Annotated in this window: 30 protein-coding genes; 14 read left to right on the forward strand and 16 right to left on the reverse strand. The window is 33.2% G+C overall.

What is annotated here, in order from left to right:
• The first annotated feature begins 24 nt into the window (after nucleotides 1-24).
• The 4 genes from AC3WRL_RS01900 to AC3WRL_RS01915 all read left to right on the forward strand — a co-directional run bounded on the left by AC3WRL_RS01900 (nucleotide 25) and on the right by AC3WRL_RS01915 (nucleotide 3648).
• On the forward strand, nucleotides 25-849 hold the full coding sequence (locus tag AC3WRL_RS01900; protein ID WP_251040655.1) for a hypothetical protein: 825 nt from the start codon (nucleotides 25-27) through the stop codon (nucleotides 847-849).
• Nucleotides 850-952: 103 nt separating this feature from the next.
• Complete coding sequence (locus tag AC3WRL_RS01905; protein WP_214833782.1) at nucleotides 953-1990, forward strand: serine hydrolase domain-containing protein; 1038 nt, start codon at nucleotides 953-955, stop codon at nucleotides 1988-1990.
• A 306-nt stretch (nucleotides 1991-2296) separates the two neighbouring features.
• Complete coding sequence (locus AC3WRL_RS01910; RefSeq protein ID WP_492329613.1) at nucleotides 2297-3259, forward strand: protein-glutamine glutaminase; 963 nt, start codon at nucleotides 2297-2299, stop codon at nucleotides 3257-3259.
• A gap of 113 nt (nucleotides 3260-3372) precedes the next feature.
• Entirely contained in the window at nucleotides 3373-3648 is a 276-nt protein-coding gene (locus tag AC3WRL_RS01915) for a hypothetical protein (protein WP_492329614.1), read from the forward strand.
• A gap of 23 nt (nucleotides 3649-3671) precedes the next feature.
• On the opposite strand, the gene AC3WRL_RS01920 is transcribed toward AC3WRL_RS01915, so the two are convergent.
• Nucleotides 3672-4424 (reverse strand): SDR family oxidoreductase, encoded by a 753-nt coding sequence (locus tag AC3WRL_RS01920; protein ID WP_214833790.1) that lies wholly within the window; start codon nucleotides 4422-4424, stop codon nucleotides 3672-3674.
• Between the two features lie 209 nt (nucleotides 4425-4633).
• Here AC3WRL_RS01920 and AC3WRL_RS01925 point away from each other — a divergent pair, with 209 nt between their 5' ends.
• Both AC3WRL_RS01925 and AC3WRL_RS01930 read left to right on the forward strand, forming a co-directional pair.
• Nucleotides 4634-5266: an NAD(P)H-dependent oxidoreductase gene (locus tag AC3WRL_RS01925; RefSeq protein ID WP_261511426.1), complete on the forward strand. Its 633-nt coding sequence runs from the start codon at nucleotides 4634-4636 to the stop codon at nucleotides 5264-5266.
• Between the two features lie 34 nt (nucleotides 5267-5300).
• Nucleotides 5301-5735, forward strand: coding sequence for a MarR family winged helix-turn-helix transcriptional regulator (locus AC3WRL_RS01930; RefSeq protein WP_261511425.1), 435 nt, complete (start codon nucleotides 5301-5303; stop codon nucleotides 5733-5735).
• Between the two features lie 35 nt (nucleotides 5736-5770).
• Here the strand turns inward: AC3WRL_RS01930 and AC3WRL_RS01935 are convergent, their stop codons facing one another.
• From AC3WRL_RS01935 to AC3WRL_RS01975, 9 genes are all read right to left on the reverse strand, one after another.
• Nucleotides 5771-6388, reverse strand: a complete 618-nt coding sequence (locus tag AC3WRL_RS01935) for a peptide deformylase (protein ID WP_261511424.1) — start codon at nucleotides 6386-6388, stop codon at nucleotides 5771-5773.
• A gap of 188 nt (nucleotides 6389-6576) precedes the next feature.
• The gene (locus tag AC3WRL_RS01940; RefSeq protein WP_261511423.1) at nucleotides 6577-7449 is read right to left on the reverse strand and encodes a ChaN family lipoprotein; all 873 of its coding nucleotides are present in this window, start codon (nucleotides 7447-7449) and stop codon (nucleotides 6577-6579) included.
• 172 nt (nucleotides 7450-7621) lie between these two features.
• The gene (locus tag AC3WRL_RS01945; protein ID WP_214833805.1) at nucleotides 7622-8650 is read right to left on the reverse strand and encodes a hemin-degrading factor; all 1029 of its coding nucleotides are present in this window, start codon (nucleotides 8648-8650) and stop codon (nucleotides 7622-7624) included.
• 11 nt (nucleotides 8651-8661) lie between these two features.
• On the reverse strand, nucleotides 8662-9312 hold the full coding sequence (locus AC3WRL_RS01950) for a class I SAM-dependent methyltransferase (RefSeq protein ID WP_261511422.1): 651 nt from the start codon (nucleotides 9310-9312) through the stop codon (nucleotides 8662-8664).
• 2 nt (nucleotides 9313-9314) lie between these two features.
• Nucleotides 9315-10088: a heme ABC transporter ATP-binding protein gene (locus AC3WRL_RS01955; RefSeq protein ID WP_214833811.1), complete on the reverse strand. Its 774-nt coding sequence runs from the start codon at nucleotides 10086-10088 to the stop codon at nucleotides 9315-9317.
• Nucleotides 10088-11128: a FecCD family ABC transporter permease gene (locus tag AC3WRL_RS01960; protein ID WP_214833814.1), complete on the reverse strand. Its 1041-nt coding sequence runs from the start codon at nucleotides 11126-11128 to the stop codon at nucleotides 10088-10090. Before AC3WRL_RS01960 ends, AC3WRL_RS01955 begins: the two co-directional genes overlap by 1 nt.
• Entirely contained in the window at nucleotides 11112-11990 is an 879-nt protein-coding gene (locus AC3WRL_RS01965; RefSeq protein WP_492329615.1) for a heme/hemin ABC transporter substrate-binding protein, read from the reverse strand. Before AC3WRL_RS01965 ends, AC3WRL_RS01960 begins: the two co-directional genes overlap by 17 nt.
• Nucleotides 11991-12011: 21 nt before the next feature.
• On the reverse strand, nucleotides 12012-13115 hold the full coding sequence (locus tag AC3WRL_RS01970; protein WP_214833820.1) for an HmuY family protein: 1104 nt from the start codon (nucleotides 13113-13115) through the stop codon (nucleotides 12012-12014).
• 10 nt (nucleotides 13116-13125) lie between these two features.
• Nucleotides 13126-15246, reverse strand: coding sequence for a TonB-dependent receptor plug domain-containing protein (locus AC3WRL_RS01975; RefSeq protein ID WP_214833822.1), 2121 nt, complete (start codon nucleotides 15244-15246; stop codon nucleotides 13126-13128).
• A gap of 94 nt (nucleotides 15247-15340) precedes the next feature.
• Between AC3WRL_RS01975 and AC3WRL_RS01980 the strand changes: the two genes are divergently transcribed.
• Entirely contained in the window at nucleotides 15341-16141 is an 801-nt protein-coding gene (locus AC3WRL_RS01980) for a T9SS type A sorting domain-containing protein (protein WP_492329616.1), read from the forward strand.
• A 208-nt stretch (nucleotides 16142-16349) separates the two neighbouring features.
• Nucleotides 16350-17645, forward strand: coding sequence for a T9SS type A sorting domain-containing protein (locus AC3WRL_RS01985; protein ID WP_214833828.1), 1296 nt, complete (start codon nucleotides 16350-16352; stop codon nucleotides 17643-17645).
• A gap of 81 nt (nucleotides 17646-17726) precedes the next feature.
• On the opposite strand, the gene AC3WRL_RS01990 is transcribed toward AC3WRL_RS01985, so the two are convergent.
• The 4 genes from AC3WRL_RS01990 to AC3WRL_RS02005 form a co-directional block, all read right to left on the reverse strand.
• Nucleotides 17727-18017 carry a putative quinol monooxygenase gene (locus AC3WRL_RS01990; protein WP_214833831.1) on the reverse strand — a complete coding sequence of 97 codons (291 nt, stop codon included), beginning with the start codon at nucleotides 18015-18017 and terminating at the stop codon, nucleotides 17727-17729.
• A gap of 86 nt (nucleotides 18018-18103) precedes the next feature.
• Nucleotides 18104-18991: a sulfite exporter TauE/SafE family protein gene (locus tag AC3WRL_RS01995; RefSeq protein ID WP_214833834.1), complete on the reverse strand. Its 888-nt coding sequence runs from the start codon at nucleotides 18989-18991 to the stop codon at nucleotides 18104-18106.
• A gap of 1 nt (nucleotide 18992) precedes the next feature.
• Nucleotides 18993-19136 (reverse strand): hypothetical protein, encoded by a 144-nt coding sequence (locus AC3WRL_RS02000; protein ID WP_214833837.1) that lies wholly within the window; start codon nucleotides 19134-19136, stop codon nucleotides 18993-18995.
• An 88-nt stretch (nucleotides 19137-19224) separates the two neighbouring features.
• Nucleotides 19225-19632, reverse strand: a complete 408-nt coding sequence (locus tag AC3WRL_RS02005) for an RrF2 family transcriptional regulator (protein ID WP_214833839.1) — start codon at nucleotides 19630-19632, stop codon at nucleotides 19225-19227.
• A 227-nt stretch (nucleotides 19633-19859) separates the two neighbouring features.
• Between AC3WRL_RS02005 and AC3WRL_RS02010 the strand changes: the two genes are divergently transcribed.
• Complete coding sequence (locus tag AC3WRL_RS02010) at nucleotides 19860-20288, forward strand: DUF4268 domain-containing protein (RefSeq protein ID WP_214833842.1); 429 nt, start codon at nucleotides 19860-19862, stop codon at nucleotides 20286-20288.
• 51 nt (nucleotides 20289-20339) lie between these two features.
• Here AC3WRL_RS02010 and AC3WRL_RS02015 read toward each other — a convergent pair whose 3' ends face one another.
• A complete protein-coding gene (locus AC3WRL_RS02015) occupies nucleotides 20340-20879 on the reverse strand; it encodes a thermonuclease family protein (RefSeq protein WP_214833845.1) in 540 nt (179 codons plus the stop codon).
• Between the two features lie 285 nt (nucleotides 20880-21164).
• Here AC3WRL_RS02015 and AC3WRL_RS02020 point away from each other — a divergent pair, with 285 nt between their 5' ends.
• The 4 genes from AC3WRL_RS02020 (at nucleotide 21165) to AC3WRL_RS02035 (ending at nucleotide 25080) form a co-directional block, all read left to right on the forward strand.
• On the forward strand, nucleotides 21165-21983 hold the full coding sequence (locus AC3WRL_RS02020; RefSeq protein WP_492329617.1) for a YegJ family protein: 819 nt from the start codon (nucleotides 21165-21167) through the stop codon (nucleotides 21981-21983).
• Between the two features lie 92 nt (nucleotides 21984-22075).
• Nucleotides 22076-23041 carry a hypothetical protein gene (locus tag AC3WRL_RS02025; RefSeq protein ID WP_492329618.1) on the forward strand — a complete coding sequence of 322 codons (966 nt, stop codon included), beginning with the start codon at nucleotides 22076-22078 and terminating at the stop codon, nucleotides 23039-23041.
• A 655-nt stretch (nucleotides 23042-23696) separates the two neighbouring features.
• Nucleotides 23697-24266, forward strand: coding sequence for a Crp/Fnr family transcriptional regulator (locus AC3WRL_RS02030; protein ID WP_492329619.1), 570 nt, complete (start codon nucleotides 23697-23699; stop codon nucleotides 24264-24266).
• A gap of 76 nt (nucleotides 24267-24342) precedes the next feature.
• Complete coding sequence (locus AC3WRL_RS02035; protein ID WP_492329620.1) at nucleotides 24343-25080, forward strand: SDR family oxidoreductase; 738 nt, start codon at nucleotides 24343-24345, stop codon at nucleotides 25078-25080.
• A 312-nt stretch (nucleotides 25081-25392) separates the two neighbouring features.
• On the opposite strand, the gene AC3WRL_RS02040 is transcribed toward AC3WRL_RS02035, so the two are convergent.
• Nucleotides 25393-25836, reverse strand: coding sequence for a hypothetical protein (locus tag AC3WRL_RS02040; RefSeq protein WP_492329621.1), 444 nt, complete (start codon nucleotides 25834-25836; stop codon nucleotides 25393-25395).
• A 430-nt stretch (nucleotides 25837-26266) separates the two neighbouring features.
• Between AC3WRL_RS02040 and AC3WRL_RS02045 the strand changes: the two genes are divergently transcribed.
• Nucleotides 26267-26635: a helix-turn-helix domain-containing protein gene (locus AC3WRL_RS02045; protein WP_261511413.1), complete on the forward strand. Its 369-nt coding sequence runs from the start codon at nucleotides 26267-26269 to the stop codon at nucleotides 26633-26635.
• The last annotated feature ends 1 nt before the right edge of the window (nucleotide 26636 follow it).

The raw sequence follows: 26636 nt of genomic DNA on the forward strand, positions 1-26636 counted from the left end.
TAGATAGGACTTTAACTATGGATAATGGATAAAAAAGCAAAAAATATATTGTTTAAAACATATTGGAAAAATGGCTGGATCGAAGACGGAGAAAGGCAAATAAGTTCCACAGATTTTGAGTATGCGAAATCAATGGGATTAATGTTTGATCCAATAACCACAACACATGATAAATGTTTAGAAGATATATTTAAAATTCTCCCAACCATTTCATTTGATAAAATTTCAAAAGCTTTTTTAAGCAGTCTTTCAACCAGACGTTTGGACTGGCGTTCGGGCTTGGCTTCATATTTTATTGCCAAACAATTAATTCCACATTCATATACTAAAGTAGTAAGTGGAGAAAGCTATGATGAAAATGGAGAAGTAAGTCATAGAAGTTACACTTGTGGTATTTGTAGGGATCTAAAGTATGGTATTATTGGTGATAAGGAATATAAAAATGAAGACCTGAATGTCCTGAATTTTGAAAGAATAAAATGGGGCGGTGTTCGACATGGAGATTTAATCTACACCCTATTTGATTTACAACAATTACAACAGGCCCAAATTCCCCAACCAACCGATGAGGATGTTTCTATTTTTAAAACCATCTTAAATACAATTGAAAATTCGCAACCTGGTGACTATCCAAGTGCGTTAGAAAAGAATTTGGCAGATGTCCTGAAATCAACAAAACCTGAAAGAAAAGTATTAATTGAAATACTGGCTTGTATAGAAATACTAAAACCAAATTCATATGATAGACCTAGCAGAGGAAAAAATGATTGGGTTTTTGTAGAATACTGGCGTGGTGAAGACCAATACAATCAGGAAGCTGTGGACAAATATTTTAAAAACTATATTTAAAAAAAGCTTGGTTTTATTTGATTAAAAAAATCTAGAAGTTTTGCTTTGGATTTACTATTTTGCAATCGATCTTACACAACTTTTAATCTAAACTTAACACCAAATGAAATCAATAGTTAAGCTCTTTTGTTATCTGCTATTATTCTTTGTCCATCCCTATTTGTATGCACAAAAAGATAATTACACAAAAAAGATTGACAGTTTAATTGAGATTAAAAGTCCCAGAAAGTTCAATGGTGTTGTTTTGATCACCAAAAATGATAAGATTAAATATTTCAAAGCATTTGGTGTTGCCAATATTAATACGGGAACTCCTTTAAAAATGGATGACCAGTTTGAAATCATGTCAAATACAAAACAAGTAACTGCCGTTTTATTATTGAAAGAAGTTGAAAAGGGAAAAGTAGATCTACAGGCTCCTATAAAAAAATATCTTCCTTCTCTAACTCAATCCTGGGCAGATTCTGTTACCGTACACCAATTATTGAATCATACCCACGGAATTGTAGATATTGAAAAACCTTTGGTTTTTAAACCGGGCAGTGACTTCAAATATGGCAACTTATCGTATATTCTTTTAGGGAAAATCATTGAAAATATGAGCCATAAAAAATATGCTGAATTGGCTAATGACCTGTTCACAGAGCTCAAAATGAAGGATACATTTTGTTATACGAAGACCAATCTACGGAAGCTTGTATCCGGGCATATGAGCAATGATACTGATTTTAAAGTTGTTGAGAATTCTTTCATTAATGATGAAAACTTACCCGCAGATGGAGTTGTTACAACAGCCAAAGACTTAGCACTGTGGAATAACCTCCTTCATAAAGGTAAAATTTTAAACCCAAAATCTTATAAATCAATGACCACTACATCGGTGATGTCGGAGCACGATGTATTTGGAAAGGGTAAAATGGGTTATGGTTATGCCATCCGAATTGTAAAAGCTCATGGAATCAATTATTTTGGACACACCGGTTTGGGAGATGGTTTTGCATCTTTAAATGTTTACATTCCTGATTCTGATGTAAGTGTCATTATATTGGAAAACCAAATGAGTGAAAAAAATGATCTCTTTTATTATTTTGAAACTTTAATCAGAGATATTGTACTACAAAGTAATTTGGTTAAGAGATAACGCAAAACAACAACCCCATTTCATTAGTGTAATTTATTATTTTATTGAACATCAAAACTTTTCCATAAATATTTTACCCTGTCAATAAAAAATGTAAAGCCATTATTACCACTTGACAAAACACTGGTTTTTAATGCATAAAATAATGCAAAAGTTGTAAATAACTTGATTTTTTATAAAAATAACTTGTTTGTATTCAATTTTTTATTACTTTTATTTTCACCAAAACGTGAAGTATATCACAATAAAAATTAATAGTCAAAAAACAAATCAGAACTCATTATTAAAAACCAAATTACAATTACTATGAAAAACTTTTTTTTATCAATGATGGCCTTTGTGACCATCCTGACATTTAATGCCTGTGCCGATTCCAATGGTAATCAAGAGGCAAGCGCACAAGAAAAATCGAGTATAAACAATGCTTCTCTGAAGGATTTCGGAAAAACTGTTCCGGTAGGGATAGACGAGGAAAATGGAATGCTAAAAGTTTCATTTATTGTTACCGCACAATTCTACGAGATTAAGCCTAGTAAAGAGAATGAACAGTATATTGGTATGATCAGACAGTCCATAAAAAATGAATCTCCAATACATGTTTTCCTTAAACCTAATTCTAATGAAATAGCAAAAGTAGAATCGGTAAGCCTGGAAGACACAAGGTATTTTAAATCTATTTTAACAAAAGAAGCAAAAGGACAAGAAAGTAAATTAGCTAGTGTAATTCCAAATGTGGCAACATTAAACAGTTTATTTACTCAGATTAAAAATCAGTCTTGTGGTACTTCTACTGCTTCATCACCTTGTATTACCTTCAGATATCCTGTTGATGGATGTTATGCAAGAGCTCACAAAATGAGACAAATTCTGATCAACAATGGATACGACTGTGAAAAGCAGTTTGTATATGGAAACTTAAAAGCTTCTACAGGTACTTGTTGCGTTGGATGGAGCTATCACGTAGCTATATTGGTAAGCTATAAAAATGCTTCCGGAGTAACTGAAAAGAGAATTATTGACCCTTCATTATTTTCAAGCGGACCTGTAACAGATACTGCATGGAGAAATGCATGTATTAATACTTCTTGTGGATCGGCATCAGTTTCTTCTTACGTTAATACTGCTGGAAATGTATATTACAGAAGCCCAAGTAATTCTTATCTGTATGATAACAACTTAATCAATACCAATTGTGTACTGACTAAATTTACATCACTTTCCGGATGTTCTCCTTCACCGGCTCCAGATGTATCATCTTGTGGATTCTAATTAATACTAACAATTTGAACTGCTCCTGTCTTTATTATGCATAAATTGGCAGGAGCAGTTTTATTTAATAACACACTTTTATGAAAACATGGATCTTAATATTATTTTTATTTATGATAACATCTTGCTCTGGTAGTTCAGGTTCCCAAAACTTAACATGGTATAAAAATGCTACCATAAGTCAAATTTCTGAAGATCCGGATAAGCCGGAAGATTTTCTTCGTATATCTATTGGAATCAGTCCACAGGTTTTTTATCTATCAAAAAAAGAATCTACCTATAAATCTCTTTTGGATAAATTAAATCAAAGTCTAAAGAAAGGAAAGCCATTTAGCATCGGTATTGAAAACAAAACCAACATTATTAAACAGATTAATGATGTTAAATAATTTCTAAAACCTTTATTTGTTACTTATCCTACCACTGAAATCCCAGCATCTACTTTTATTTCCGCTCCATGAATATAGGAAGCTTCTTCTGAAGCAAGGAAAAGTACGGTATTTGCAATTTCTGATGGCTCACCTTGTCTTTTAAAGGGTATAGTTGGAATAATATTCTGGACTGCTTCTTCAATCTGCTCTTTATTCAGTCCTGTGTTATTGAAGATATTGGTTTTAATATGCCCTGGGCTAACTCCATTCACTCGGATTCTTCTTTCCGTTAATTCTGTCGCAAAAGTTTTAATGAAAGACTGTACAGCAGATTTAGCAGCTGAATATATAGAGAAATTAGGCATTGAAATCTCAGTAGCTACAGAAGTATTAAAAATAACAGAACTTCCATTTTTCATTAGTGGCAGTATTTGTTGAACCGTGAAAAAAGGTCCTTTTACGAGCATATTGAAAAGCTCATCGAAATCACTTTCACTAACATTTTCAATAGGCATAAATTTTCCATAACCTGCATTGGCAAAAAGCAGATCAATGGTATTGGTGTATTTTCTCACATTAGCCTGCAGGTTCAACAAATCTTTCATATCTCCGGCATCTGAAACAATTCCAAAAGCTTTCTCACCTAATTGGTTTATCGCTTTCTCTACTGTTTCTAAACTTCTTCCTGTAATGATGGCTCTTCCACCTTCGTCAATAAACTGTTGAGCCACTGCATAGCCCATTCCATTTGTTCCGCCTGTTACTAAGGCGAATTTGTCTTTAAATCTTTGCATGATATTTTGTTTAAAATTCTACAGCAAAGATTAGAATACAGACTGTCTTTTGAAATCCGAAACTTGTGGAGTTTCATAATTATTGATTTTATCTAAAATACATTACTTAAAATTATATTGTGTGCAATTCAATTTATTTGTAACTTTGTCCCGTTATTTAATACCATAAATTAGCTATTAAATATTTTAATTAAAGAAAAAATAGAAAAATGTCGTTAATAGAAGATCTAAACTGGAGACATGCAGTAAAAGCATATGATCCGTCAAGAAAAGTATCAGAAAAAGATTTAAATACAATTTTAGAAGCAGCCAGATTGGCTCCCACTTCATCAGGATTACAGCCTTTCCGCATTGTTGTGGTAGAAAATCAGGAATTAAAAGAGAAGATGGTAAAGGGAGCATTAAATCCAGAGGTGATGAGAGATTCTTCGCATGTCCTGGTATTTGCTGCATGGGATAATTATTCCAACGAAAAAATAGATCAGGTTTATGATTACCATACCGAAGTAAGAGATTTACCAAAAGGCCGTTTCAACAGTTATACGGATAAATTAAAAGAGATCTATGGGTCTCAGACTCCGGAACAACATTTTCTTCATACTGCCCGTCAGACCTATATTTCTTTAGGTATGGCTTTAGCACAGGCTGCAGAATTAAAAATAGACAGTACACCGGCAGAAGGTTTCAGTAATGAAGTAGTAGATGAGATCCTTGGACTTAAAGAATTAGGTTTAAAAAGTGTAAGCCTTTTATACCTGGGATACAGGGATGAAGAAAAAGACTGGTTATCTTCCATGAAGAAAGTTCGTGTTCCGATGGAAGAATTCATCATTAAAAAATAATATATCCTAACTTTTCACGCTTATTTAAAAGATCATGGAAAATTCAGAAAACCTAAAACTCGAAAATCAGATTTGCTTTCCTCTATATGCTATTGCAAAGGAGATTACCGGATTATACCGTCCATTTCTTGATGAACTGGACATTACTTATCCGCAATATTTGGCAATGATGGTGCTTTGGGAGCAAGATGGTCTTCCTGTTACCCATATTGGTGAAAAGTTGCTTCTTGATAGTGGTACGTTGACACCGCTACTTAAAAGATTGGAAACGAAAGGATTTATTTCCAGAAACCGTAAAAAAGAAGATGAAAGAGTGGTACAGGTATTTTTAACGGAAAAAGGGAAAATACTGAAGGAGAATGCGTGTGGCGTTCCCGATAAGATCCTGAAAAAAATAAATGTCCAGCCCGAAGATCTATTGGAACTTAAAAATTCGATCAACAAGATTTTAAGTAAAATTGAAAAATAAAAAAACGGTTATCCAATTTGGATAACCGTTTTTGTTTATTTCTCTTTTTGAAAAGCATCCACTTTCAAATAAGAATTATTCTTTTCTTTTTCCTTTTTATCAGAAATTAAGATTCCAAAAAGGTGGTCTATTTCATGCTGGAAAATAACTGCTGTAAAACCTTCCACAATCTCTGAATACTTCTGCCCTTTCAGGTCGACATATTCTAACTGAATCACCTTGCTTCTATAAAACTGATCTCTGAATTCAGGAATAGACAAATCCCCTTCAGGTCCAAGATTCTCAAGATCAGATCTCCAAAGGATCACGGGATTAATAAAATATTCCAATGGATTGTCTTTCTTATCAAAACGTTCAACCCAGATTATTTTCCTGTTGATGCCAACCTGTGGTGCTGCAATTCCTACTCCTCCATCTGTGGCTAAAAGAGACTTCTTCATCCTACTAACTAATATAGCCGTATTCGGATCAACAGGGTCAATTTCTGTAGAAAGGCTTAGTAATGTTTTATGCTGATTAGAATCTGTAGTCTGATAAATTGGTAATGCCGAACTAATATCACCCTGGTTGATAATTGAAAGTTCATTCGATGTCAATTTTTGAGCATGGGCCCAACTCATGAAACAAAGTAACAGAAAAGATAGTTTTATCATTTTTAATTGTATTGATGTATTAACGTAAAATGTATTCAAGATTATCCTGATATATTATTTTTTATCAAAAAGTATACAATTTCTACGTTGACTTTCAACATCATTTTACATGAATACTTTTTACATTTTACAGATTCCCTAAAATAGTCAAATACTTGTATTATAACCAAGATATCTCAGATATTGAATTAAAAAGTCTTTGTCATATCAGCTGGGATGATCAGATTAAAGTCTGTTGGGATATATTCTTTTTCCGGAACTTTCAATTCTGGGTTTTCAGATTCAAAAACAGAGATCACTGCCATTTTAAGATTGGGATTCTTTTGTTTGATATACCAATATGTTCCACCAAATTCTTTACTGTGATAATTTCCGTTGTAATGAATAAAAGTCTTTCCCGACTGAATATTTTTCAGGATAGATTCCGCCATTGTCGCATCCTTGGTTGCCTGAGCTGAAATAAAGTTCATTACTTTTGTTCCTTCTGCATGATCACCCATCATTTTTTTCATTTCAGGATATCCAGGTGTATCCAGGGTTACTTTAATGGGCAATTGAGCAATATAAGTTTTCTCTTTTGCCGTAAGCTTATTTAAAGACTCCAACCCCTCTTTTGCAGTTTGAGAAGCATATCTTCGAGGAATATTTGTAGCAATGAAATTCAGTTTTTTATCTTTTGCAAAATCAACTAACGGTTTATAGTCCGTTGCATAATTATTCCATAAACGGGCAGAATCCTTCAATGTTTTGGTATCAAATTTTCCGCTTAAATAATTATTCAACTGCTCTTGATTATCTCTTTCAAACATTTCAGCTCCTAAAGTAATCTTTCCGTTTTTCTTTTCATACAAAGCTTCTGTCAATTTCAATTGAAGCCAATGGTTGATAGAGCTATTATGATTTTCACCAAAGAAAATAACATCGTAATTAGCCAATTCTTTTACTAATTTATCTGTGTCTATTTCCTTTCCTTTTTGATCATAAAATTGATAAGCTTTAAAATTTTGGGCATTTGTAAAACCAAAACCCATCATTAATATTGCGATGAATATATTCTTCATTGTTATTCTTTTAAATTTTTAAACACTGATTAATTTTCACCATTGCTCCCGTTTTTTGTAAAACTGTGAAACAGTGAATGGCTAATTTGCATTTATCCTATTATCATGTAAAAATAAAAAGACCGCTTTGAATTACAAAAAACAAAACGGTCTAAATCAAATCATCTAACTATTATTTTTCCAATTCTGCTACAAGGTCTTTCCACTCTTGTAGTTCAGGAATTCCAGGTTTTCTTTTTCCAAAGAACTGAACGATGAAGTCTCCTTCTTTATTGAAAACTTCAATAGCTGTTACTTCTCCGTCTTCGGTTGGTTTTTTAACGATCCATGCTTCATCAATTTTAGTTACGTCCAAATGTAAATTGAAATCAGGATCCATTACATTGAACCATTGTTGGTGCCAAAGTGTTTTTTTAATGTTTCCAGTATGGATTTGGATAATACCTCTATTTCCTACAAAAACCATGATTGGAACATTCTTTTCAGAAGCATCTTCAAGAATGTTGACTACTTTAGCATTATCGATTTTTTTAGCAAATCCTTCGGGAGCTAATCTTAGAGCCTGTGTTCTGCTAACACCAAATTTTCTTGTCATCATGAAGAACTCATGGGTATCTTTTAGCTCAGTCCATGCTTTTTTGAAACCTTCAGCATCAATTTCAGAATCAGGTTTTTCAGCTGGTTTTGGTGCAATTGCTTCGAAAGTGAAAACTTCATTCTGATCTTCAGCTTTATTCTTTTCAACAATGGTATCGAATGCTTCTGCATTACTGTCTTTTGTAAGGTAGATCTTATGAAGAGCCAATCCGTCTTTTCCGAAGAACTGAAGACTTTTTTTATCTCCTTCTACTACTGCAAAAGCAAATTTCCAAGAGTTAAGGAAGATTCTAAGATCGATATCTTCACCTACAAAAAGCTGTGCATGAGGGCTGCTGAAGTCTCCATTAAGGTAAATCCCTTTTCTCTCATGAACACACTCGTCATTACGGGTAAGAGCCATTACCTTACCTAATTGTTCAACCTCAGTTAAAATATTTTGAAATTCTGGTTTTAGAATGGTTACCCCATCACCGATATTAGTTACTAATAAATCAGCTTCGCTTACACCTAATTGTAAAGCAGCATTTCTTATTCTTAAATGTGGATTTTCTGCTTTTAGAGCGTCCCACTTTTCTTTCAGTTCGTTAACTAATGTGCTCATTTTTATTTATTTTATTTTTTTATGGTTAAAACTGTATAAATTCTTGTTATTTTTTCGTTTCCTGTTTTACTTGCTATCTCTTCCTCTTTTTCCGAAATCTTCATTCTCTTAAAATGACTTTTAGAAACCACCTCTTCCATTTCTTCGTTACTGTACAGGTTAAAATTGTACTGTGTAAATGGTAACTTTCCCATGAAATCACGTTGTCCAAAAGTCAGTACAAATGTTCCGTTACTTTTCAAGACTCTGTAAATTTCATTTAAAAATGCAACAGGCTCTTCCCAAAAATAAACGGTATTGACTGTAAATATCTTGTCAAATGTTTTATCTTGAAAGGGAAGTTTCTTTCCTTCATATAATACAAAATCAGCCTGTATTTCAAATTCCTTATTTATTTTTTTGGCTTCATTATGCATTGTTTCAGAAATATCGATCCCTGTATAGCGGATATTTTTTGCTTTATCCAATATAGTTTTCAGGTGTCCCGCATTCCCGTGTCCAATTTCCAGAATGCCTTCGTCATCTTCTATCAGTAATGTTCTGATGCTTTCCGAAGTCATGCTAATATTCGTAGCATTCATCATTTCACCAATCTCGATCCCTTTTTCTCCCTGTGGGTTGGCAAGATTTTGAGCGAGGATTTTTAGTTCATCTTTTTCCATGGTTATCCAAAAATGATCATTGGGTTATTCGTTAAGGGGTGATCACAAATGGTACATGGGAAGTTATACGCATTGCTGATATTCTCAGCAGTAAAAACTTCTTCCGGCGTCCCATAAGCTGAAACACGTCCTGATTTCATTAATAATATTTTATCGGCATATTGAGCCGCTAAGTTCAAATCATGTAAAACTACGATGGCACTGTTTGCTTTTGTAGTGAATTTCTTTATAATTTCTAACGCTTTATATTGATGTTTAACATCGAGGTTATTCAGGGGTTCATCCAAAAACAGTAATTTATGAGCGATCTCATTTTGTAATTGTGCCAATACCCGTGAAAGATGTACCCGCTGTTTTTCTCCTCCCGATAGTGTATTATATTCTCTGTCTTTTAAATGATATACATCCGTTTCATACATCATATTATTCATCGCTTCAAGATCTTCTTTTCTCGGCTGTGCATCAAAATAAGGATACCTTCCCATCATGACAACATCTTTTACATCCAAAGGAATATCATTGCTGTTATGTTGAGAAAATTTAGCTTTATGTTTGGATAATTCTCCTACATTCCATTCACTGATCGATTTATCTTTAAATAAAACCTTTTGTTTTCCAGATTTTACTTCATTTGCAAGAACACTAAGTAAACTTGATTTCCCAGCTCCATTTGGTCCTACAATAGCTAAAAACTCACCATATCCCAATGATACATCTACTCCATCCAGAATATGAAATTCTTTATGTTTATAGCTGATTTGATGTGCTTTTATCATTACAGTGATTTTTTAAATTTAATTAAAATAGCTATAAAAATAGGTCCACCCATTAGTGCAGTGAGAATACCAATCGGTAATTCTGAAGGCTGCACAATGCTTCTGCTGAAAGTATCAGCCGTTAATAGCAGAATACTTCCACAAACTGCAGACAAAGGAAGGATAAAAGCGTAATTCGATTTGAATAAAAGCCTTAAAATGTAAGGTACAATAAGACCCACAAAACCTATCGTTCCTGAAAATGCCACTGAGGTTCCAACCATCAATGCTACAATGATAATGATCTGCTTTTTTAGTTTTTCAACATTAATTCCTAAATGCTGAGCATCTTTTTCCCCTAACATCATCGCATTTAGCGCTTTTCCTTTCGGTATCAAAATGACATAAGAAATAATCAAAACAGTCACTAAAACAATATTTTTCGTCCAGGTTGCTGCAGCTAAACTCCCTAAATTCCAGAACGTTAAATCTCTCAACTGTTCATCTTTTGAAATATAGATCAAAAAACCAGTGATTGAAAAACCAATCGCAGTGATAGCAACCCCTGTAAGCAGCATCATGACCACATTCGTTTTTCCACCGCTTGAAGAAATCCTGTATACCAACATCATAGATAGAAAAGCTCCTATAAAAGCAGAAATACCTACTAAGGAAAATTGTACAACTTCAGGAAGATACTGTTTGAAATATCCACCTAAAACAATAGCAATTGCAGCAAGTAGTGTTGCCCCTGAAGTCAATCCAATTAAATCCCCTGTTGCCAATGGATTTTTAAAAAGTCCCTGCAATCCCGTTCCTGAAACAGCCAGCATACTGCCAATTAAAATGGCCATAATAATTCTTGCAGCACGAACATCCCATACTACATATTTATCACTTAATGATAAACCCTCATCTCCTTTTATTACCTGCCATAAAATTTTATACGGAGAAGCCCCGCTAAAATCATAAACCCCAGTATTAAGTGACCATACTGCTATAATAACAAGCAGTATGGTACTTAAAGTTAAATAAAAGTATAATTTACTTTGTGCTTTCAATTAATAGTTTGTTTAATCCAACTGCAGCCTCTCCTAATCTTGGTCCGAAACCTGATACCAAGCCTCCATCCATAGCGATGATCTTCTTATTTTTACCCGCGTTCGTCTGAGAAACACCCGGCATTTTAAGAGCACCTTCATTTCCTCCTGCTCCTTGTAAGCCTGATGAGAAGAAGAACAGTACATCCGGGTTAGCCTTTACAACTGCTTCCGGAGTCAATGGTTTGAAATCTTCGAATTCACTTACTGCATTGTGTCCGCCAGCAAGATTGATCAACGCATCCATTGGCGTTTTTGTACCTGAAACCATCAACATATTTCCTCTCGCATAGATGAACAATACTTTAGGTTTTTTAGCAATCGGCTGTACCTGCTTCAGATCAGCATCTATTTTATCATTTAATTTCTGATAATCTGTATTTCCAATTGCTTTTGCAACCTGTTCGATTAATTTTTTAGTTCCTTCAACTGAATATTCCTGTTTGAAAACCTCAGCTTTTATTCCTGAAGATTTGATTTTCCCCAGTAATTCAGGGTTAATATCTTTATCAGAAGCTAATATCAATGTCGGGTTTACAGCCATAATAGGCTCAATAGTCATTGATCTTACGTGTCCCAGATCTTTAGCTGTCGCTTTCAAAGTTTCCGGATAAGTACTTGTAACGTCAGTTCCTACGATTTCTTTTTCATGCCCTAAAGCACTTACAATTTCTGTAATTCCACCGTTTAAGGTTACAATTTTATTATTACTTTTTGGTGTTTCGGATGAAACCGTTTCTGTTCCGTTTTCTTGTTTAGCCCCTTCTTTTTTACAAGAGTACACCGCTAAAAGTACGGATGCCACTAAAATTATTTTTTTCATGATATACTATTATTTGATTTATTATAAAACTTTGTATTGGAATTTAGGATTTCCTCGTACACCTTCTGCACTCGTAAGTCTAGTAAATCTTAACTTATAATAAGTTCCGGCGGCATCCTTAATTACATAGAATACATCACCCTTTACCTGATATCCTGAAGGTCCTACTTCTCTCCAATTTGACCCGATTACCCGTTGATCATTATGAACAAATTTTGTATTATCCACTTTTGAAATATCAAAGTTATTAAATGCTTCAATTGTAGATCCTGAAGAGACATGCACTTCATAAGCTCCAACATTCCCCATATTATTTGTTGTTACAAAATCTGCATATACATAACTTCCAGCTCCTTCAATTATATTCGTAAATACAGTAAAACAAAGATCCCATTTATTTTTCTCAGGTTGAATTGAAACTTCCTGATTATTCTTTAAACTGAAAAAATTATAATTGTAAGCAGCGTTCTTATTGATTATTGCCGTTTTAATCTGAGAACCTGTTGCATTTAGATCACCATATTTTATTCTATAAGCAGCACCTTCTCTTATCACTTGGAACTTCATCCAGCCTCTATCATCTCCACCATTCGCTACTGATCCTACGGCAACACTTCCTTGATAAACCTCTTTACCCATATTAATAAGGTAAATTCCGTTTTCAGATTCAGTTGCTTTTACTTCTCCAATTGCAGTATAACCATTTGGAAAATCTCCTTTTACATCATCAATATATATCGTATTCTCCGGTTTGAAATTTGCAACTTGTACTAGGCCTTGTAATGACGCTACACTTAATGAATTAACAGCATTAATATCTGTGGCATTAGGAATTTTTGAAGCAGCCATAATAATTGAAGAATTTAATACAACTTTAAATTCAGATCCAGAATAAAATGCAAGATCCCAGTCGGTTCTGGTCGTAAGTACTTGGCTGGGTTGGCCCTGAAGATCTACATTACTTAAATCGATCCACACTTGATTGGGTTCCGTTGGGCCACCAACACGTGCATCAACGGTTACTCCTTGCGAAGCAGTATATGGTACCGGATCTTCATTGTCATTAATACAAGATTGTGAAATAAACGATCCACCTATTAAAAGATACAATAGTAATTTTTTCATTTTTTTAATTTTAAAAATTATAGCCTACTCTTGCAAAGTAACTTCTGCCATAAAAAAGATTCGAATTTGGGTCTGCTGACTCATGAGCATTTCCAGGTATAGTGGTATCTCTTACAGAGGATACATCAAAAATATTTTTAACCCCTAAGCTCACTTCAAAATGATTTTTAAAGAAAGGTTGGGTAACAATAAAGTTCATCATGTTGAAATCTCCACGTTCTCCAATTTCGTAATGAGATGTTTTTAGATCTGGAGATACTAAAACAAACATTTGTGATTTTCCAGTATATTTATAGAATAAGGACAAAGTCGTATTAAACTTTGGTACAGTATAGTTTGCAGCTACATTAGCTTCAAAAGTTCCAAAAAAATCATCTGGTGAGGTAACACCACCTTCACTTAATTCTTTTGAAATTCCATAATAAGTTCCATTTGCAGCAAACGAGAACGGTCCTTTTTGAGCCCGGAAATTAGCTTCAAAAATATAAGAACGGAAATTGTTTATATTGATGTATTTATATTTTAGTGGTTGTGGATTGATTAAAGCAAGTTCTATTCTGTCTTTTACTTTCATATAAGTTGCACTTGCTCCCAAGTTAAGATCCCAACCAGAAGATGTTTTTATTCTTTTTCCTGCATTTAAAGAGGCCGTTATACCTTCTTCCGGAATTAGATCTTCATTTCCACGAATATCATGATTACTATCTACTCTAAAAGTATATAATTCATCAAAATTTGGAAATCTGTTTGCACTACCAACCACCAATCTAATATTGTCATTTTCAGTGATTTTTGCTCTTGCAGTTAAAGAGTAATTATGTAAAGTATTAAACTTATCACTTAAGGCTAAACGATAGCCCGGACGAAGTGATAACCAATCTGTTGCATTCCATTCAACAGACATGAAATTAGCATAATTAAATATTTTTCTTTTGATGTTATCCGTACCACCAAAATCTCCTGCGATATTACCAGCATAACCTGAGGTATGATCTAATTCATATCCTAATTGGAAATCAATTTTTTTACTATCTAAAAAATTACTAAATACACCTCTGGAATAAAAAACATCTGACTTATTATAAGATTGATACTCGTCTTTACTTTTAGCCAGCTTTCTGTTAGGAATATCATAAGTGTAATCTCTGTATTTTCTATCCTGTGTTTGATAAGAGAAATCACCTGTATAATTTATGCTTCCCAATTTAGTCTGTACATTAAGCTGATTTAGATATCGTGTCGTTTTATAGTCTCTATCTACTCCGGCATATGTCATATTTTCTACATCATAAAAATATTCCTGAACAGTAGGATTATAGTAATTTAATTTTTCATTTAAAAAACCAAATTTGTAGAAAATTGAAGTCTTATTTTTACTATATCTCAATATTCCATCAACATTTAAAACATCTTTTGGCTGCCACAAATAGCCTCTTTTTTTATCTTGTTCAAAGTATTTATACCCCTCCTGACTCCCTTTGAATCCCTGAAAATCATTACGATTTATATTAGCGCCAACATACCAATGCTCATCAATATTATATCCTACATTTAAAGTTTGGATATGTCTTCCTTCTCCTTTTTTATACCAGTCATACTCTTTACCAACAGTTTCTTCCTGTACCGAAGCATTTAAAGTCAACTTTTTCTGACTGTTCTTCTTGGTAATAATATTAATTACGCCTGCAACAGCATTACTTCCATAGTCTACGCCCATTGATCCTCTTACAATCTCAATACGTTCAACATTATTAATGTTCAATTTCGTAAGATCTATATTATTCCCAAGACCAATATCTCCCACAACAGGAATATTATCTATAAGAACTTTAGTATATTCTCCGCCAAGTCCCATAAGACTCGCTGTTGAGTTTCCTGAATTACGATCAGAAACAATTAGAACGTTCAAACTTTGATTTAAAACATCGGCAACATTGGTAGCCGCCATATTTTTAATCTGTTGTTCATTGATCACTTCAACTTTATAAATGGATTTATTAATTGATTGTTGTCTATATTGTCCCGTAACGACAACTTCTTCTATCTGTTTTTGATTTAGAGAATCTTTTTCCTGTGCATTCATCCACAAGACAGTGGATAATGAGAGTATAGAAAGCACCTTCTTCTTCATAGACGCAAAATTTTCGACAAATATAATGCTTTATTTAGAACAGTTAAAAATAATTTATTACTTTTGTCGAATAATTCTAAATAAAAATAATGTTATGAAACTAAAACTACTTTTTGGAGCTTTTATGTTTTCCGCTATTACAGCTAATGCTCAATTAGCATCTATCAATGAAAACTTTGATTCGTTTGCTACTGTAGGTACAGGGTCATTACCACAAAACAACTGGACTACAAAAATTAATGTTGTGGATCCTGCTTCAGACCCTATTTTAACTGTTGAAGGGACAGCTGATAAATATATTCAGGCATATTCACTATTTTCTCCAAACGTACCGTTTTACTTAATTTCACCACAAATTGTAGCACCAACCGTTGGTCAGACTTTATCAGTAAGTACGTTAAGAATTGGAGGTGTACCAGGAGGAACTGGAACTCTTCAAATTGGATTAGTGGCAAGTCCAACAGATATGTCAACATTTACTCCTATTGGAAATGCCATAGCATTAAGCAGCTCTACAGCAACAACTACAACTGTAAATATTCCTACTTCAACTTATCAGTATATAGCATTTAAATTTTCTGCAAGTATGGTACACCAGGCATTACGTTTAGATAATGTTGTATTAACTGCTGCAGGATCACTTGGCACTTCTAATAATCTAAAATCAACAAACACTATCAAGTTTGCTGTAAACTCAGAAAACACCGCTTTACAATTTGTATCTAAAAAAGATCCGAAGAATATTCAGATTTATTCTGCGACTGGACAAAAATTAGCTGAAGGAAAACTAAATAACCAAAGATTTGATATCAGTAAACTTCAAACTGGTATTTACTATATCGCGATTGAAACCGCTGAAGGTTCAGTAACGAAATCAAAATTTATTAAAAAGTAAGATTTATTAGATATTACCTTACGTTTTTATTAAGGGCGGCTTTTATAAAGCCGCCCTTTTTTCATTTAAAAGCATCTCTAAATATCGATCAACACAGATAAAATTGTGTGATTAATTGGTCAAACAAGATAAAAATCATGTTTTTATTTAGACTCATTAAAAATAAAAACATACTTTTGTAGAATAATTCTAAATAATAATTAAGGAGATGAGAACAAAACTACTTTTGGCTTCAATGTTTGCATTCGGTGTTCAACAGACAGTATTGGCACAAACAGATGCAAATGGATATACTACGGTTAATTTAACAACAGGAGCAAATTACCAAAATCGTGTGTTTTTTGATTTTAGTGCCAATAATATTGTATCGCAACCAGCAGACACCTGGGATGTTGCTTTCTTCAGAAATTCAAGCATGAGTTTTGGAACCAGAATCAATGATGCTCAAAACGTAGAAGTATATCAGGCTTCTGCCGTACCTGCAGATTGGGATAATATCAATATTATCAATATTGCTTCCTGGGGGGCTCCTTTGTATAATCCTGACCAAACTACTTCTCTTCAGGAAGGGGCATTTGAACAGGGAACTGCAATGTATGGATGGGGTGATTATAATGGCGGAACACATCATATTGATGGAAAAGTGGTTTTCGTTTTAAAATATGTGACCACAAATACGTATGTGAAATTCATGATTACTGATTATTTTGGTGGATATACTTTTAAATATTCAAAATGGAATGGAACATCTTGGGATGCTACCCAAACAAAAACTATAGCCAATGGAACGGATGATGCTTATTTTAATTACTTTTCTTTCGCTACAGGAGATAAAGTAGCCAACCTTGAACCATCAAAAGCTAATTGGGATCTGATGTTTACAAGATATTGGACTGATTATCCTTATGTTGACCCACAGGGAAACCCACAAACAATGAAGTACAGAATGTCAGGAGCTATTCAAAGTCCAACAATTTCCGTAGCAAAGGTAAAACCAGAAACACAGGCAACTGCCACATCTACTATTCCTGCATCCAATGCTTTTTCCAGTAATATTACTGCAATTGGTCATTCATGGAAACCTACCTCAGGAATTTATAATGATGTTGTCTACTATGTAAAACAAGGGGCTGATTATTACAGAATGTACTTTACATCTAATGGTGGTGCCACTTCAGGTAATATGTACTTCAAATACAAAAACATTACCTCTACTTTAGGAATTAAAGAAGTAGGCACAAAAGCTTCTTTTGGAATTTATCCGAATCCTACAGCATCTGATAAAAAAGTAACAATTTTGTTTGATGTAAAAGAAAAAGCAAACAACAAAGGAAATGTTGAAGTATATGATCTTTCAGGGAAGCAAGTTTACAAAGCTGAATTAACCAATCAAACCGGTTTCTATAAGCAAGACCTGAATTTATCAACACTTACTTCCGGAACTTATCTGGTAAAAATAACTTATGGTGGAAACACCGAAACCAAAAAGTTAATTGTAAAATAAAACTTTTAAATTTTAATACTTTCTATTTTTTCTAATAAAAGGCTGCCTACCACTGTAAGCAGCCTTTTAAAATTAAGTTTCTTAGTAGATCTTAAATCCTTTATATACCTCAGTTGAACTTTCCATCATCCTGGAAGTATCGGTACGAAAATTTAGAAGGTGATCCTGACCTACATGATTATTATGGTGTTCTACCGTTTCCCATAATTCAATCATAAAAAAGGTTCCTTTATTATCCTTATCTTCAATAAGATCATACTGCAGGCAGCCCTCTTCTTTTCTTGTTTCCCTTACTAAATTCTGAAATAATTCCACCGCTTCCATTAAGTAGTTTTCATGAAACTTAAAAAGCGCAACGATATGTAAATTCATACTCTATTTATTATCGTGTAAAAGTAAAATATTTTCAAAACCGAATGTATTTTTAAGGCCTTTATTTTTCCACAACAATCAGATGTTTATTTGAAAATGGATTTATAAATAGTAATTAAACTCATCACAATGACCAAACTTCCGATAAACAAAAACATCTTTTTTACAGGCAGCTTCGCTGTAAGCATCGCTGAAAAAGGAGCCGTTACAATCCCACCCATTAAAAGTCCCAGAATAATATTCCAGTGTTGAATTCCCAGTGTAAAAAAGAAGGTAACTGCTGCGGTAATAGTTAAAATGAATTTGGCAACCGTTGAACTTCCTACTGCAAACCTTGGTGTAAAAGCATTTTTAATTAGAGTCCCCGTTACTAACGGTCCCCATCCTCCACCAGCAAAAGAATCTATAAAACCTCCGATCAGGCCTAATCTCGTAAGATTTGTTTTCCTTTTTAAAGCTCTATTCTGTTTGGGCTTAAAAGCATTGGAAAGAATTTGAATACCAAGATACAAAGTATAAAAAGCAATGATGGTTTTGGTAATCTTAGAATAATACTCGCCCAGATAAGTCAGAGACAAAGCACCGATAACCGCTCCTATTACCGCAGGAATGGCTAATTTCTTAACTAAACTTTTACTTACATTTTTCAGTTTGATATGACTTATACTTCCTGCAGCCGTCGTAAAGCTTTCCGCAGAATGAATACTTGCACTTACAATATGGGGCGGAATATTCAGAAATAGCAGTGTTGTTGTACATATTACGCCATAACCCATTCCCATAGATCCAGCTACAATTTCTGCAAAAACACCTACTAAAAGCATCCAGTAAAAAATATAATTGTCTTTGGCTAAGATATTCAGGAGTTCGTCTAGATATCCTAAATTATACATTGAGAAAATTACAATAAACAATACTGCAATAGTAATCAGCAGCACATTCAGCCTTACCTGGACTTTTCTTGAAATTACCATCTTATACAATCATTAATTTTATAAGGTTCCAATTTCCGTCCATGGATTCTGAAAAGATAAATCTATATGGCAATTTAGAGACAATCTTTATACTATCCTCTCCTGAAAGCTTTTTTAATGCATCTGCATCATTTTTTGGAATCATAGTCTGTTCATTTGGCGTCTTGCAAATATCAAACAAAATAATTATCCTACCAAAAATGTAGACTAATAATTCAAAAAAAAGGATCAGATCAGTCGATCAAATCCATTAATGTTTTTTCTTCAAGGATCCTAAGTGAGGCATCCCGAACTTCGATAAGTACATCGTGTAGACCACAGTGATCTTCATTGCAGTCATCACATTTTTCATAGAAATTTAAACTTACACAGGGAAGCATAGCAATAGGTCCGTTCACTAAACGGATAATTTTAGCAAGCGTCACATTGGCAGGGTTTTCTTTAAAGAAATATCCACCACCCTTTCCTTTCTTACTATCAAGGATGCTTGATTTTTTTAGTTCAAGCAGAATATTTTCCAAAAATTTCAGCGGAATTTTCTTATGTTCTGCGATTTCGGAAATAAGCGTAGGCCCTTCATTTCTTTTTTCTACAAGATATGAAAGTGCCTTAAAAGCATATTGAGATTTTTTTGACAACATTACAGCAAATTTAAGAAAATAGTTTCAATTGTGTAATAAGCTCTACTTAGCCACAAGCGACACTATGTATCTTGTACTAAGTTACATTAATAAAGACTTCTACTCCCATAATTCTAATCATTTATACACGATCTCCCCCGATTTAGGTAAATGGATTAAATTACTTATCCTGCGATTTCAATATCTATACTTTTGCACTTTTCCTTATAATTCATTAAGTTTGTTTTATGTTCAGTAAACAAGAAGCACAGCAGCTAAAGAAGGAGTTTTGGACGGCTTTTGGTAAGTCGTTTCCAAGAAAATGGATGTTATATGATACAAAAGTGAAAGACTTTGCATTTAAATTTAATGCAGATAATAAAAAAGCTGAAGTTTCTCTGGATATTGAAATGAAGGATGAAATCTTTAGGAACGCGTATTATGAGAAGATATGGTCTTTGGAGGACATTCTTAAAGATTATGTAGGCGAGTTCAATAAAGATGAATATTTCACTTTAGATAACGGAAAAGTGATCAGTAAAATCTGGATCGAAAAACATAACGTTTCCATCTTTAATAAAAACACCTGGAGTGATATTTTCGAATTTTTTGTTGAAAAAATGGATGGTTTCGAAAGATTTTATTATGAGTATGAAGACTTTATAAAGGATGTTTAACCTTCAAAAAACATTCTTTAATAAGACAACTTAAAATTGAAATCAGTCAATTTACTTTGAAATTTCCTTTAACGAGATTGATGATAGTTTAGCTTTTGCTTTTCTCTCTTGATAAGCTGCTCTTTTTGCTTTTCTCCATTCCCACGGTGAAACGGTTCCACTACCCGACCAAAGTCCTAATTTAAGAGATCTTGCTTTAGATTCTAATACCCCTAAATTTTGGTTATCAGAATATTGATAATACCACCATCCAAAACCTTCTTTTATAATTTTTTCAGAGAGATACTGGTCATTATTAAAATACACTTTAGCTATTATTCTACCATATCGGTCAGAATTGGTTTTGTAATATTGGATTTGTTTACCATAAACAAGATCACTCGTGAACTGCTTGGCATTTTTTCCAAATGGCTGTCCTTTCTCGGGACAATCTACTTCTGCAAGGCGTAATGTGGTTTGATTATTATTTTGGTCAAGAACCAAAATAGTGTCTCCATCTTTGACACCTATTACTTTCGCTTTAGTCTGTGATAAGATTAAACTTGAAGCACCAATCAACATTAAAAAAAACAACTTCTTTACTATTCCCATTTAACTTTTCTCCTTTTATTAAACCTTCAGATTTCAATGTGCAATTTTAGGTATTTTAAAAATTTCTTACACCAGCTTTGCCAAATATTTATTAACATTGCTCAATATAAAACTACATCTAGTCTCGTTTTTTAAGAAAATTTTATCATAAATCCCAAACCATCAAGTACTATTTTTCGTATTTTAGTCCATTAAATAGTTCGGCTTTATAAGTGTTTGTAATGCTTTTCAGCAACTTATTCCGATTCTTTCTTTTAACCTTAATCACAAAATATTTTAGATACAATGGAAAACAGTACCGTTTTTTTTGCAGACGGAAGCAATCCGAAAATGATTGAAGCCTATAAAAAGGCACAGGAAACCTTTAAATACTTCTGGAGGGAACAATCCTGGGAGTATAACAGAATTATTCCGGGACTTAATGTTTCTTGTGTAAAAGCTGCTTTTTCTCAGGAAAACCCAGATTCTGATGAGCCAATCGTAGAACATATGTGGCTGAATGAAATTGATTTCGATGGTGATCGTGTAAAAGGAATCTTGATCAACCAACCCAATGACCTTACCAATATAGAAGTTGGTGATTATGTGGATGTCCCTTTAAATGAAATCAGCGACTGGCTTTTTGCCATGGCCCCAATGACCCCAAAGCCCAAAGGCCTCTCTAAACTTTTCTCATCTTCAGCAGAACCTTTACCAAAAGCTTATGGTGGTTTTACCATTCAGAAGATGCGTTCCGATATGTCAGCTTCAGAAAGAAAAGAACATGACAAAGCCTGGGGGCTGGACTTTGGAGATTATAACGACATTGAAATCGTTCATGGGCAGAAAGAACAACCTGAAAACCTCATCGAACATCCAATGAGTAGAAACTCCAGGGAAAATTTTGCTCAGTTTTTAAAAGATTATCCTGATGAGATGAATTATGCAGACGAAAATGGATTTACACTTCTTCACAGAGAAACAATTGCTGGAAATTTAACTTCAATAAAAATCTTACTGGAAGCCGGTGCTGATAAGAATGCACAAGCCAAGAACGGAAAAACAGCACTCGATTATGCAAGACAGCTGAATTGGGAACATTTGATTCCTGTTTTAAGTAATTAAAATATAAAAGAGAAGCCTTCGGGTTTCTTTTTTATTTAAAGCAACCATTCCATAATTTTAATATATTTAGAACCTTATTGAAAAACTAAAACATGAAACTTAAGTCTTTATTTCTTGGAGCGCTATTGCTGGGCTTTTATTCATTCGGCCAGGTTAAGGAACTGGAAAAATTCAGAAAAGAGGTTGATTTTTTAATCAATTATGATCTTGGTAAAATAAATTCAACGCCTAAAACAGAAGCCAATACCATAAAATTCAAACAAAATGCTGAAAAAGCATTTCTTGAATTTATCATGCATAAAGACAGTCAGAACTTGGATCATTTAAAAAATAACAGCATCGATAATAAAACAGATTACATCATTGGCAACAACAATTACTCTTTCAAATCTTTAAGAATCGATCCTTACAATAAATCATTAGAAAACAATGTGTATGATCAGGTTATCCTTTATCCCATCTATGATTATCAGTTATCCAATTTTGTTTCATTTTATATCCAACCCTTTACAATAAGTCAAAAGCAATATATAATTTATTACTATAAACTAAATGGAGAAGGCACTTATTATATAAAAGATAATGCAAAGAACAAAATTGTTTTTGAAAGCAAAGCACTAACATCGAATGCCCCGATCTCAAAATTTGAGACAATTGATAACACTCATATTTTACTGGTCGAAGACATGGGAGATCATGGACAGAGAGCATTTGTTGTAAGCACTGAAAACAATCAATGGAAAGCTGTCAATGCATTTAAAGGGAGGTCATTCAAATTAAATTCTGTTGATTATGATGGAAAGAGCGATGGAAATCTAAGGAAGTATTTAAGGTTTGCAAACAGTAAACGTATCAAAGCCAATTATCCCAGCCGTTATTTTAAAAATTTTGAAATTGGTTTTGACACAAAAACCCAGACAATCTTCTATAAAAAATTGAATAATGGAACAGAGGATTCAAAAAAAATTGAATCTAAATGGGAAAATAAAATGTTTACTATTGATGATTATTACGTAGGAGAAAATCTTAATGACAAACCAATGCCAATACCACACTAGCTATCATTCCAGCAAAGTTGCTTATAAGTAAGTAATCTCTAAAATAATGAATTGAACAGCCATAACTTCGTGTCGATTTTGATTAAATGAATAACTTTCTTCTTCGTTGTGAAATCGAAGATTAAATGTAATTAATGACAAATTCAAAACTACGGCAACAGGTTCTCGATACAAAATTATTTTCCATTACATTCCAAATAATTTCACTCGAACTGACGGTATACACAACGATCAAAGTCTCATCATCACTTCCAGTTGATTTTTGAAGAAAATCATATCGGAAAATTGTTAAAATCCGATAACTCATTGATCCTCAATCTTTGTCATTCTGAAAGAATCTAACATCAATATTTTGATAATTTAAACAAGAAATTATTCGATTTTCATCTTATGTATATTTCAAATGCATAATTATTTAAATTTAAAATAGCTAAGTGTTTAAGAACTTTTTGCTTCTTACAGATTTTGCAGATCATACAGATTGTTTGAAATTTTTATCGCAGATAAAAATCCTTGCGTCTTAAAAACGCAATAACTAAAAAAAACTTTGCGTCTTTGCATATAAACATTCCCAATTTGATATTAACACCAGTAGCTTATTCACTTTTTGCCAAATGACAAATACTTTAGATTTATCTTTGTATAAATTTCGGACATGAAAGAACTATTCGATTTTATTTTAAGATTTGGAAATCTCAACCAACAGCAAATCGACTTTATCACAAGCAAAGCCACTGAACTTCATTTTCCAAAAGATGCCTATTTTTCGGAAGCAGGGAAAATTGCCCGTCAGGTAGGATTCATCGTGGATGGTATTTTACGGGTCTGCTATTACGATAATAAAGGCGAAGAGATCACCAAATATTTTATTGAAGAAAATAATCTGGTCGTAGATCTGGAAAGTTTTGATAATGAAATCTGTTCAAGTACCTATGTTCAGGCAGTTACTGATTGTACCATGATCGTTTTTTCAAGGAAAGACTGGCTGGAGCTTTTACAGACTATTGTTGGATGGGAAGCCATTGTTCATAAAATTATTTCAAGAGCATTGATCCAAAAAGTGGAAAGAAGAAGTCCTTTGGTTTCGGAGGATGCAACAACGAGATACCTCAAGTTTTTAGAGATCTATCCTACCGTTGTTAACCGTATTCCGCTTTCCTATATCGCTTCTTACCTAGGCATTACGCAATCTTCACTCAGTAGAATAAGAAAAAATATACGCTAAGATCACTTTTTGTCAAATGGCAAAAGATTTTATTTTCAAATGTTTGACCTTTACATTATTAAATAAAAACAAGAAAATGAAATCAGTATTAATAACAGGAGCCAACAGAAGTATTGGCCTTGAAATAACAAAACAACTTTCAGCAAAAGGATTATTCGTTTACTTAGGGAGTCGTAATCTCGAAAAAGGAGAAGCCGTAGTAGAGGAACTTAATCAAAATGGGTATCAGAATATCAAAGCCATTGAAATCGATGTTACCAACCCCGATTCAATCGCAGCAGCCAAAAATATTGTTGAAAAAGAACAGGGAAAACTGGATATCCTGATCAATAATGCAGGTATCTTAGGAACCAACCCTCAAACGGCATCAGAGACCTCGATCAAAGAGATCCAAAATGTATTTGACACCAATTTCTTTGGAGTAATCAGTGTTACACAGGCTTTTTTAGATTTACTTAAAAAATCTGACAGTCCGAGAATCAGTAACATTACCTCGGGACTTGGTTCTTTAACCCTACACAGCGATCCTACCTGGAAATATTACAATTTTAAAACAGCAGGATACGGAACATCAAAAGCAGCTTTAAATGCTTACACTATTGTATTAGCGTATGAATTAAAAGATCTTCCTTTTAAAGTCAATGTAATTGATCCCGGTTATACCGCAACTGATTTCAATGCCCACAGTGGTCCGGGTTCTGTAGAAAGCGCCGCATCTTTCATTATTAAACACACGCTGACTGATGACAACGCCCCAACAGGACAGTTTTACAGTAATGATATTGAGGATGAGATAGGAATTAGTCCGTGGTAGGTGATTTTGTACAATGTAATTTTTTGTACCATGTAAAAAGTAAAATGTATTAATGATTATGAGAGAGACCTGACGGTTTCTCGTTTTTGTGTGATGATCTAAGCAGAATAATTAAGGTTCTTGGTACAAATGATTTTCCATTACATTCCCAATCATTTCACTCGAACTGACGATGTATACAGATTTCTAAGCGTTGTCGTCACTTCGAGTAGATTTTTGAAGAAAATCGTATCGAGAAGTTTCTACCCCTTGAAGTGATAGAATTCAACATTTTCTAAAATAAAAACACCACATTATTGTGGTGGTGTTTTGCTATTGTTTTATATATTTTTCGTCAATTACTGTTTCAACATATCCTTCTAAATTATATTGCATTAAAGCATCAAAAGGAAATAATTTTGACATTGAATAATTGCGATCTTTATTTATCTTTTTAAATAAATCAACCATACTTTTTAAATCCTCATCAGAATCAAAAGAAAATGCATTGTAAATAGTGTCTTTGTATAACTTAAAATCGACAGAGCTAATTATTTTTTGCTTTTTACTATTATCCCAATTCTTATTTTTAGCTGCTTGTTCTATTTTTCTTTTGCAATATGCCATGAAATAATTTTCAAAATCCGTAGACTCAATTAACTGATCAACTAATATTTTATTATTTGCCGAAGGTTTATTAACTGTTGGAGGATTTACATCTTGTGAAAATAAAAAAGAAGCCATTAATAAAGAAAAAGTAAATAATGTTTTCTTCATGAATTTTCATTTTTAATATCTTACAAATTTAAAATTTATTTTGGTAAAGAGCTCCAATAATGAAAAAGGATTCTATCTCGAAAATCTTTGATTTTCAATTTATGTGAACTTCTTATACAGCACTAATGAACTTTAAGAAACTAAAGTGTTCAAAAACTTTTGTGGCTTTTGTAGTTATTTTTTAAACGCAAAGTTTTAGCTACAAACTGCTTTATTATAAGTTTGCAAAGAGTAGCGACGAAGTCGCCGATTAAGTTAGCTTTTGAAAAATCAATTTCATTGATTTAAAGTCTTTATTGCCTTTATATGTATGTATCCAATTTTTCTTTGCGTTAAAAAAACACCTCCTTCCATCTATTAAAAGTAAAACGTAAAAAAAACTGAGTCATTTTTTTTCTATATTTGTACAAAACACGGATACAATCTCATTATGGAAAAGCTACGAAATCTAAGAAAACAGAGAGGATTCTCTCAGGAAAAACTGGCAGGTATCATCGCAACCGATCCTTCCAATTACTCTCGTAAGGAAAGAGGAGAAATAAGAATATATGATGATGAATGGGAAAAGTTGGCGGCAGCTTTAAATGTACCCGTGGAAGAGATAAAAGAAGAAAGGCCAACAGGTATTGTACATAATGATAACTCAACTTTTAGCGACAACTCAAATTCCGGTAATTTTTATAATCAACAATTTAATATTCCAGATTCTGTGATAGAAAATTTACAGGATTATATTAAAGTTTTAAAAGAGCAGATTGAAGCTTTAAAAGAGGAAAATCAGAAGTTAAAATCTAAATAGA

The sequence above is a fragment of the Chryseobacterium sp. FW101-FHT12H09 genome (assembly GCF_058790395.1).

Excerpts from the sequence above, each read along its gene's own strand:
- AC3WRL_RS01900 (WP_251040655.1), top strand. The coding sequence starts at position 25 with ATGGATAAAAAAGCAAAAAATATATTGTTTAAAACATATTGGAAAAAT.
- AC3WRL_RS01905 (WP_214833782.1), top strand. The coding sequence starts at position 953 with ATGAAATCAATAGTTAAGCTCTTTTGTTATCTGCTATTATTCTTTGTC.
- AC3WRL_RS01910 (WP_492329613.1), top strand. The coding sequence starts at position 2,297 with ATGAAAAACTTTTTTTTATCAATGATGGCCTTTGTGACCATCCTGACA.
- AC3WRL_RS01915 (WP_492329614.1), top strand. The coding sequence starts at position 3,373 with ATGATAACATCTTGCTCTGGTAGTTCAGGTTCCCAAAACTTAACATGG.
- AC3WRL_RS01920 (WP_214833790.1), bottom strand. The coding sequence starts at position 4,424 with ATGCAAAGATTTAAAGACAAATTCGCCTTAGTAACAGGCGGAACAAAT.
- AC3WRL_RS01925 (WP_261511426.1), top strand. The coding sequence starts at position 4,634 with ATGTCGTTAATAGAAGATCTAAACTGGAGACATGCAGTAAAAGCATAT.
- AC3WRL_RS01930 (WP_261511425.1), top strand. The coding sequence starts at position 5,301 with ATGGAAAATTCAGAAAACCTAAAACTCGAAAATCAGATTTGCTTTCCT.
- AC3WRL_RS01935 (WP_261511424.1), bottom strand. The coding sequence starts at position 6,388 with ATGATAAAACTATCTTTTCTGTTACTTTGTTTCATGAGTTGGGCCCAT.
- AC3WRL_RS01940 (WP_261511423.1), bottom strand. The coding sequence starts at position 7,449 with ATGAAGAATATATTCATCGCAATATTAATGATGGGTTTTGGTTTTACA.
- AC3WRL_RS01945 (WP_214833805.1), bottom strand. The coding sequence starts at position 8,650 with ATGAGCACATTAGTTAACGAACTGAAAGAAAAGTGGGACGCTCTAAAA.
- AC3WRL_RS01950 (WP_261511422.1), bottom strand. The coding sequence starts at position 9,312 with ATGGAAAAAGATGAACTAAAAATCCTCGCTCAAAATCTTGCCAACCCA.
- AC3WRL_RS01955 (WP_214833811.1), bottom strand. The coding sequence starts at position 10,088 with ATGATAAAAGCACATCAAATCAGCTATAAACATAAAGAATTTCATATT.
- AC3WRL_RS01965 (WP_492329615.1), bottom strand. The coding sequence starts at position 11,990 with ATGAAAAAAATAATTTTAGTGGCATCCGTACTTTTAGCGGTGTACTCT.
- AC3WRL_RS01970 (WP_214833820.1), bottom strand. The coding sequence starts at position 13,115 with ATGAAAAAATTACTATTGTATCTTTTAATAGGTGGATCGTTTATTTCA.
- AC3WRL_RS01975 (WP_214833822.1), bottom strand. The coding sequence starts at position 15,246 with ATGAAGAAGAAGGTGCTTTCTATACTCTCATTATCCACTGTCTTGTGG.
- AC3WRL_RS01980 (WP_492329616.1), top strand. The coding sequence starts at position 15,341 with ATGAAACTAAAACTACTTTTTGGAGCTTTTATGTTTTCCGCTATTACA.
- AC3WRL_RS01985 (WP_214833828.1), top strand. The coding sequence starts at position 16,350 with ATGAGAACAAAACTACTTTTGGCTTCAATGTTTGCATTCGGTGTTCAA.
- AC3WRL_RS01990 (WP_214833831.1), bottom strand. The coding sequence starts at position 18,017 with ATGAATTTACATATCGTTGCGCTTTTTAAGTTTCATGAAAACTACTTA.
- AC3WRL_RS01995 (WP_214833834.1), bottom strand. The coding sequence starts at position 18,991 with ATGGTAATTTCAAGAAAAGTCCAGGTAAGGCTGAATGTGCTGCTGATT.
- AC3WRL_RS02000 (WP_214833837.1), bottom strand. The coding sequence starts at position 19,136 with ATGATTCCAAAAAATGATGCAGATGCATTAAAAAAGCTTTCAGGAGAG.
- AC3WRL_RS02005 (WP_214833839.1), bottom strand. The coding sequence starts at position 19,632 with ATGTTGTCAAAAAAATCTCAATATGCTTTTAAGGCACTTTCATATCTT.
- AC3WRL_RS02010 (WP_214833842.1), top strand. The coding sequence starts at position 19,860 with ATGTTCAGTAAACAAGAAGCACAGCAGCTAAAGAAGGAGTTTTGGACG.
- AC3WRL_RS02015 (WP_214833845.1), bottom strand. The coding sequence starts at position 20,879 with ATGGGAATAGTAAAGAAGTTGTTTTTTTTAATGTTGATTGGTGCTTCA.
- AC3WRL_RS02020 (WP_492329617.1), top strand. The coding sequence starts at position 21,165 with ATGGAAAACAGTACCGTTTTTTTTGCAGACGGAAGCAATCCGAAAATG.
- AC3WRL_RS02025 (WP_492329618.1), top strand. The coding sequence starts at position 22,076 with ATGAAACTTAAGTCTTTATTTCTTGGAGCGCTATTGCTGGGCTTTTAT.
- AC3WRL_RS02030 (WP_492329619.1), top strand. The coding sequence starts at position 23,697 with ATGAAAGAACTATTCGATTTTATTTTAAGATTTGGAAATCTCAACCAA.
- AC3WRL_RS02035 (WP_492329620.1), top strand. The coding sequence starts at position 24,343 with ATGAAATCAGTATTAATAACAGGAGCCAACAGAAGTATTGGCCTTGAA.
- AC3WRL_RS02040 (WP_492329621.1), bottom strand. The coding sequence starts at position 25,836 with ATGAAGAAAACATTATTTACTTTTTCTTTATTAATGGCTTCTTTTTTA.
- AC3WRL_RS02045 (WP_261511413.1), top strand. The coding sequence starts at position 26,267 with ATGGAAAAGCTACGAAATCTAAGAAAACAGAGAGGATTCTCTCAGGAA.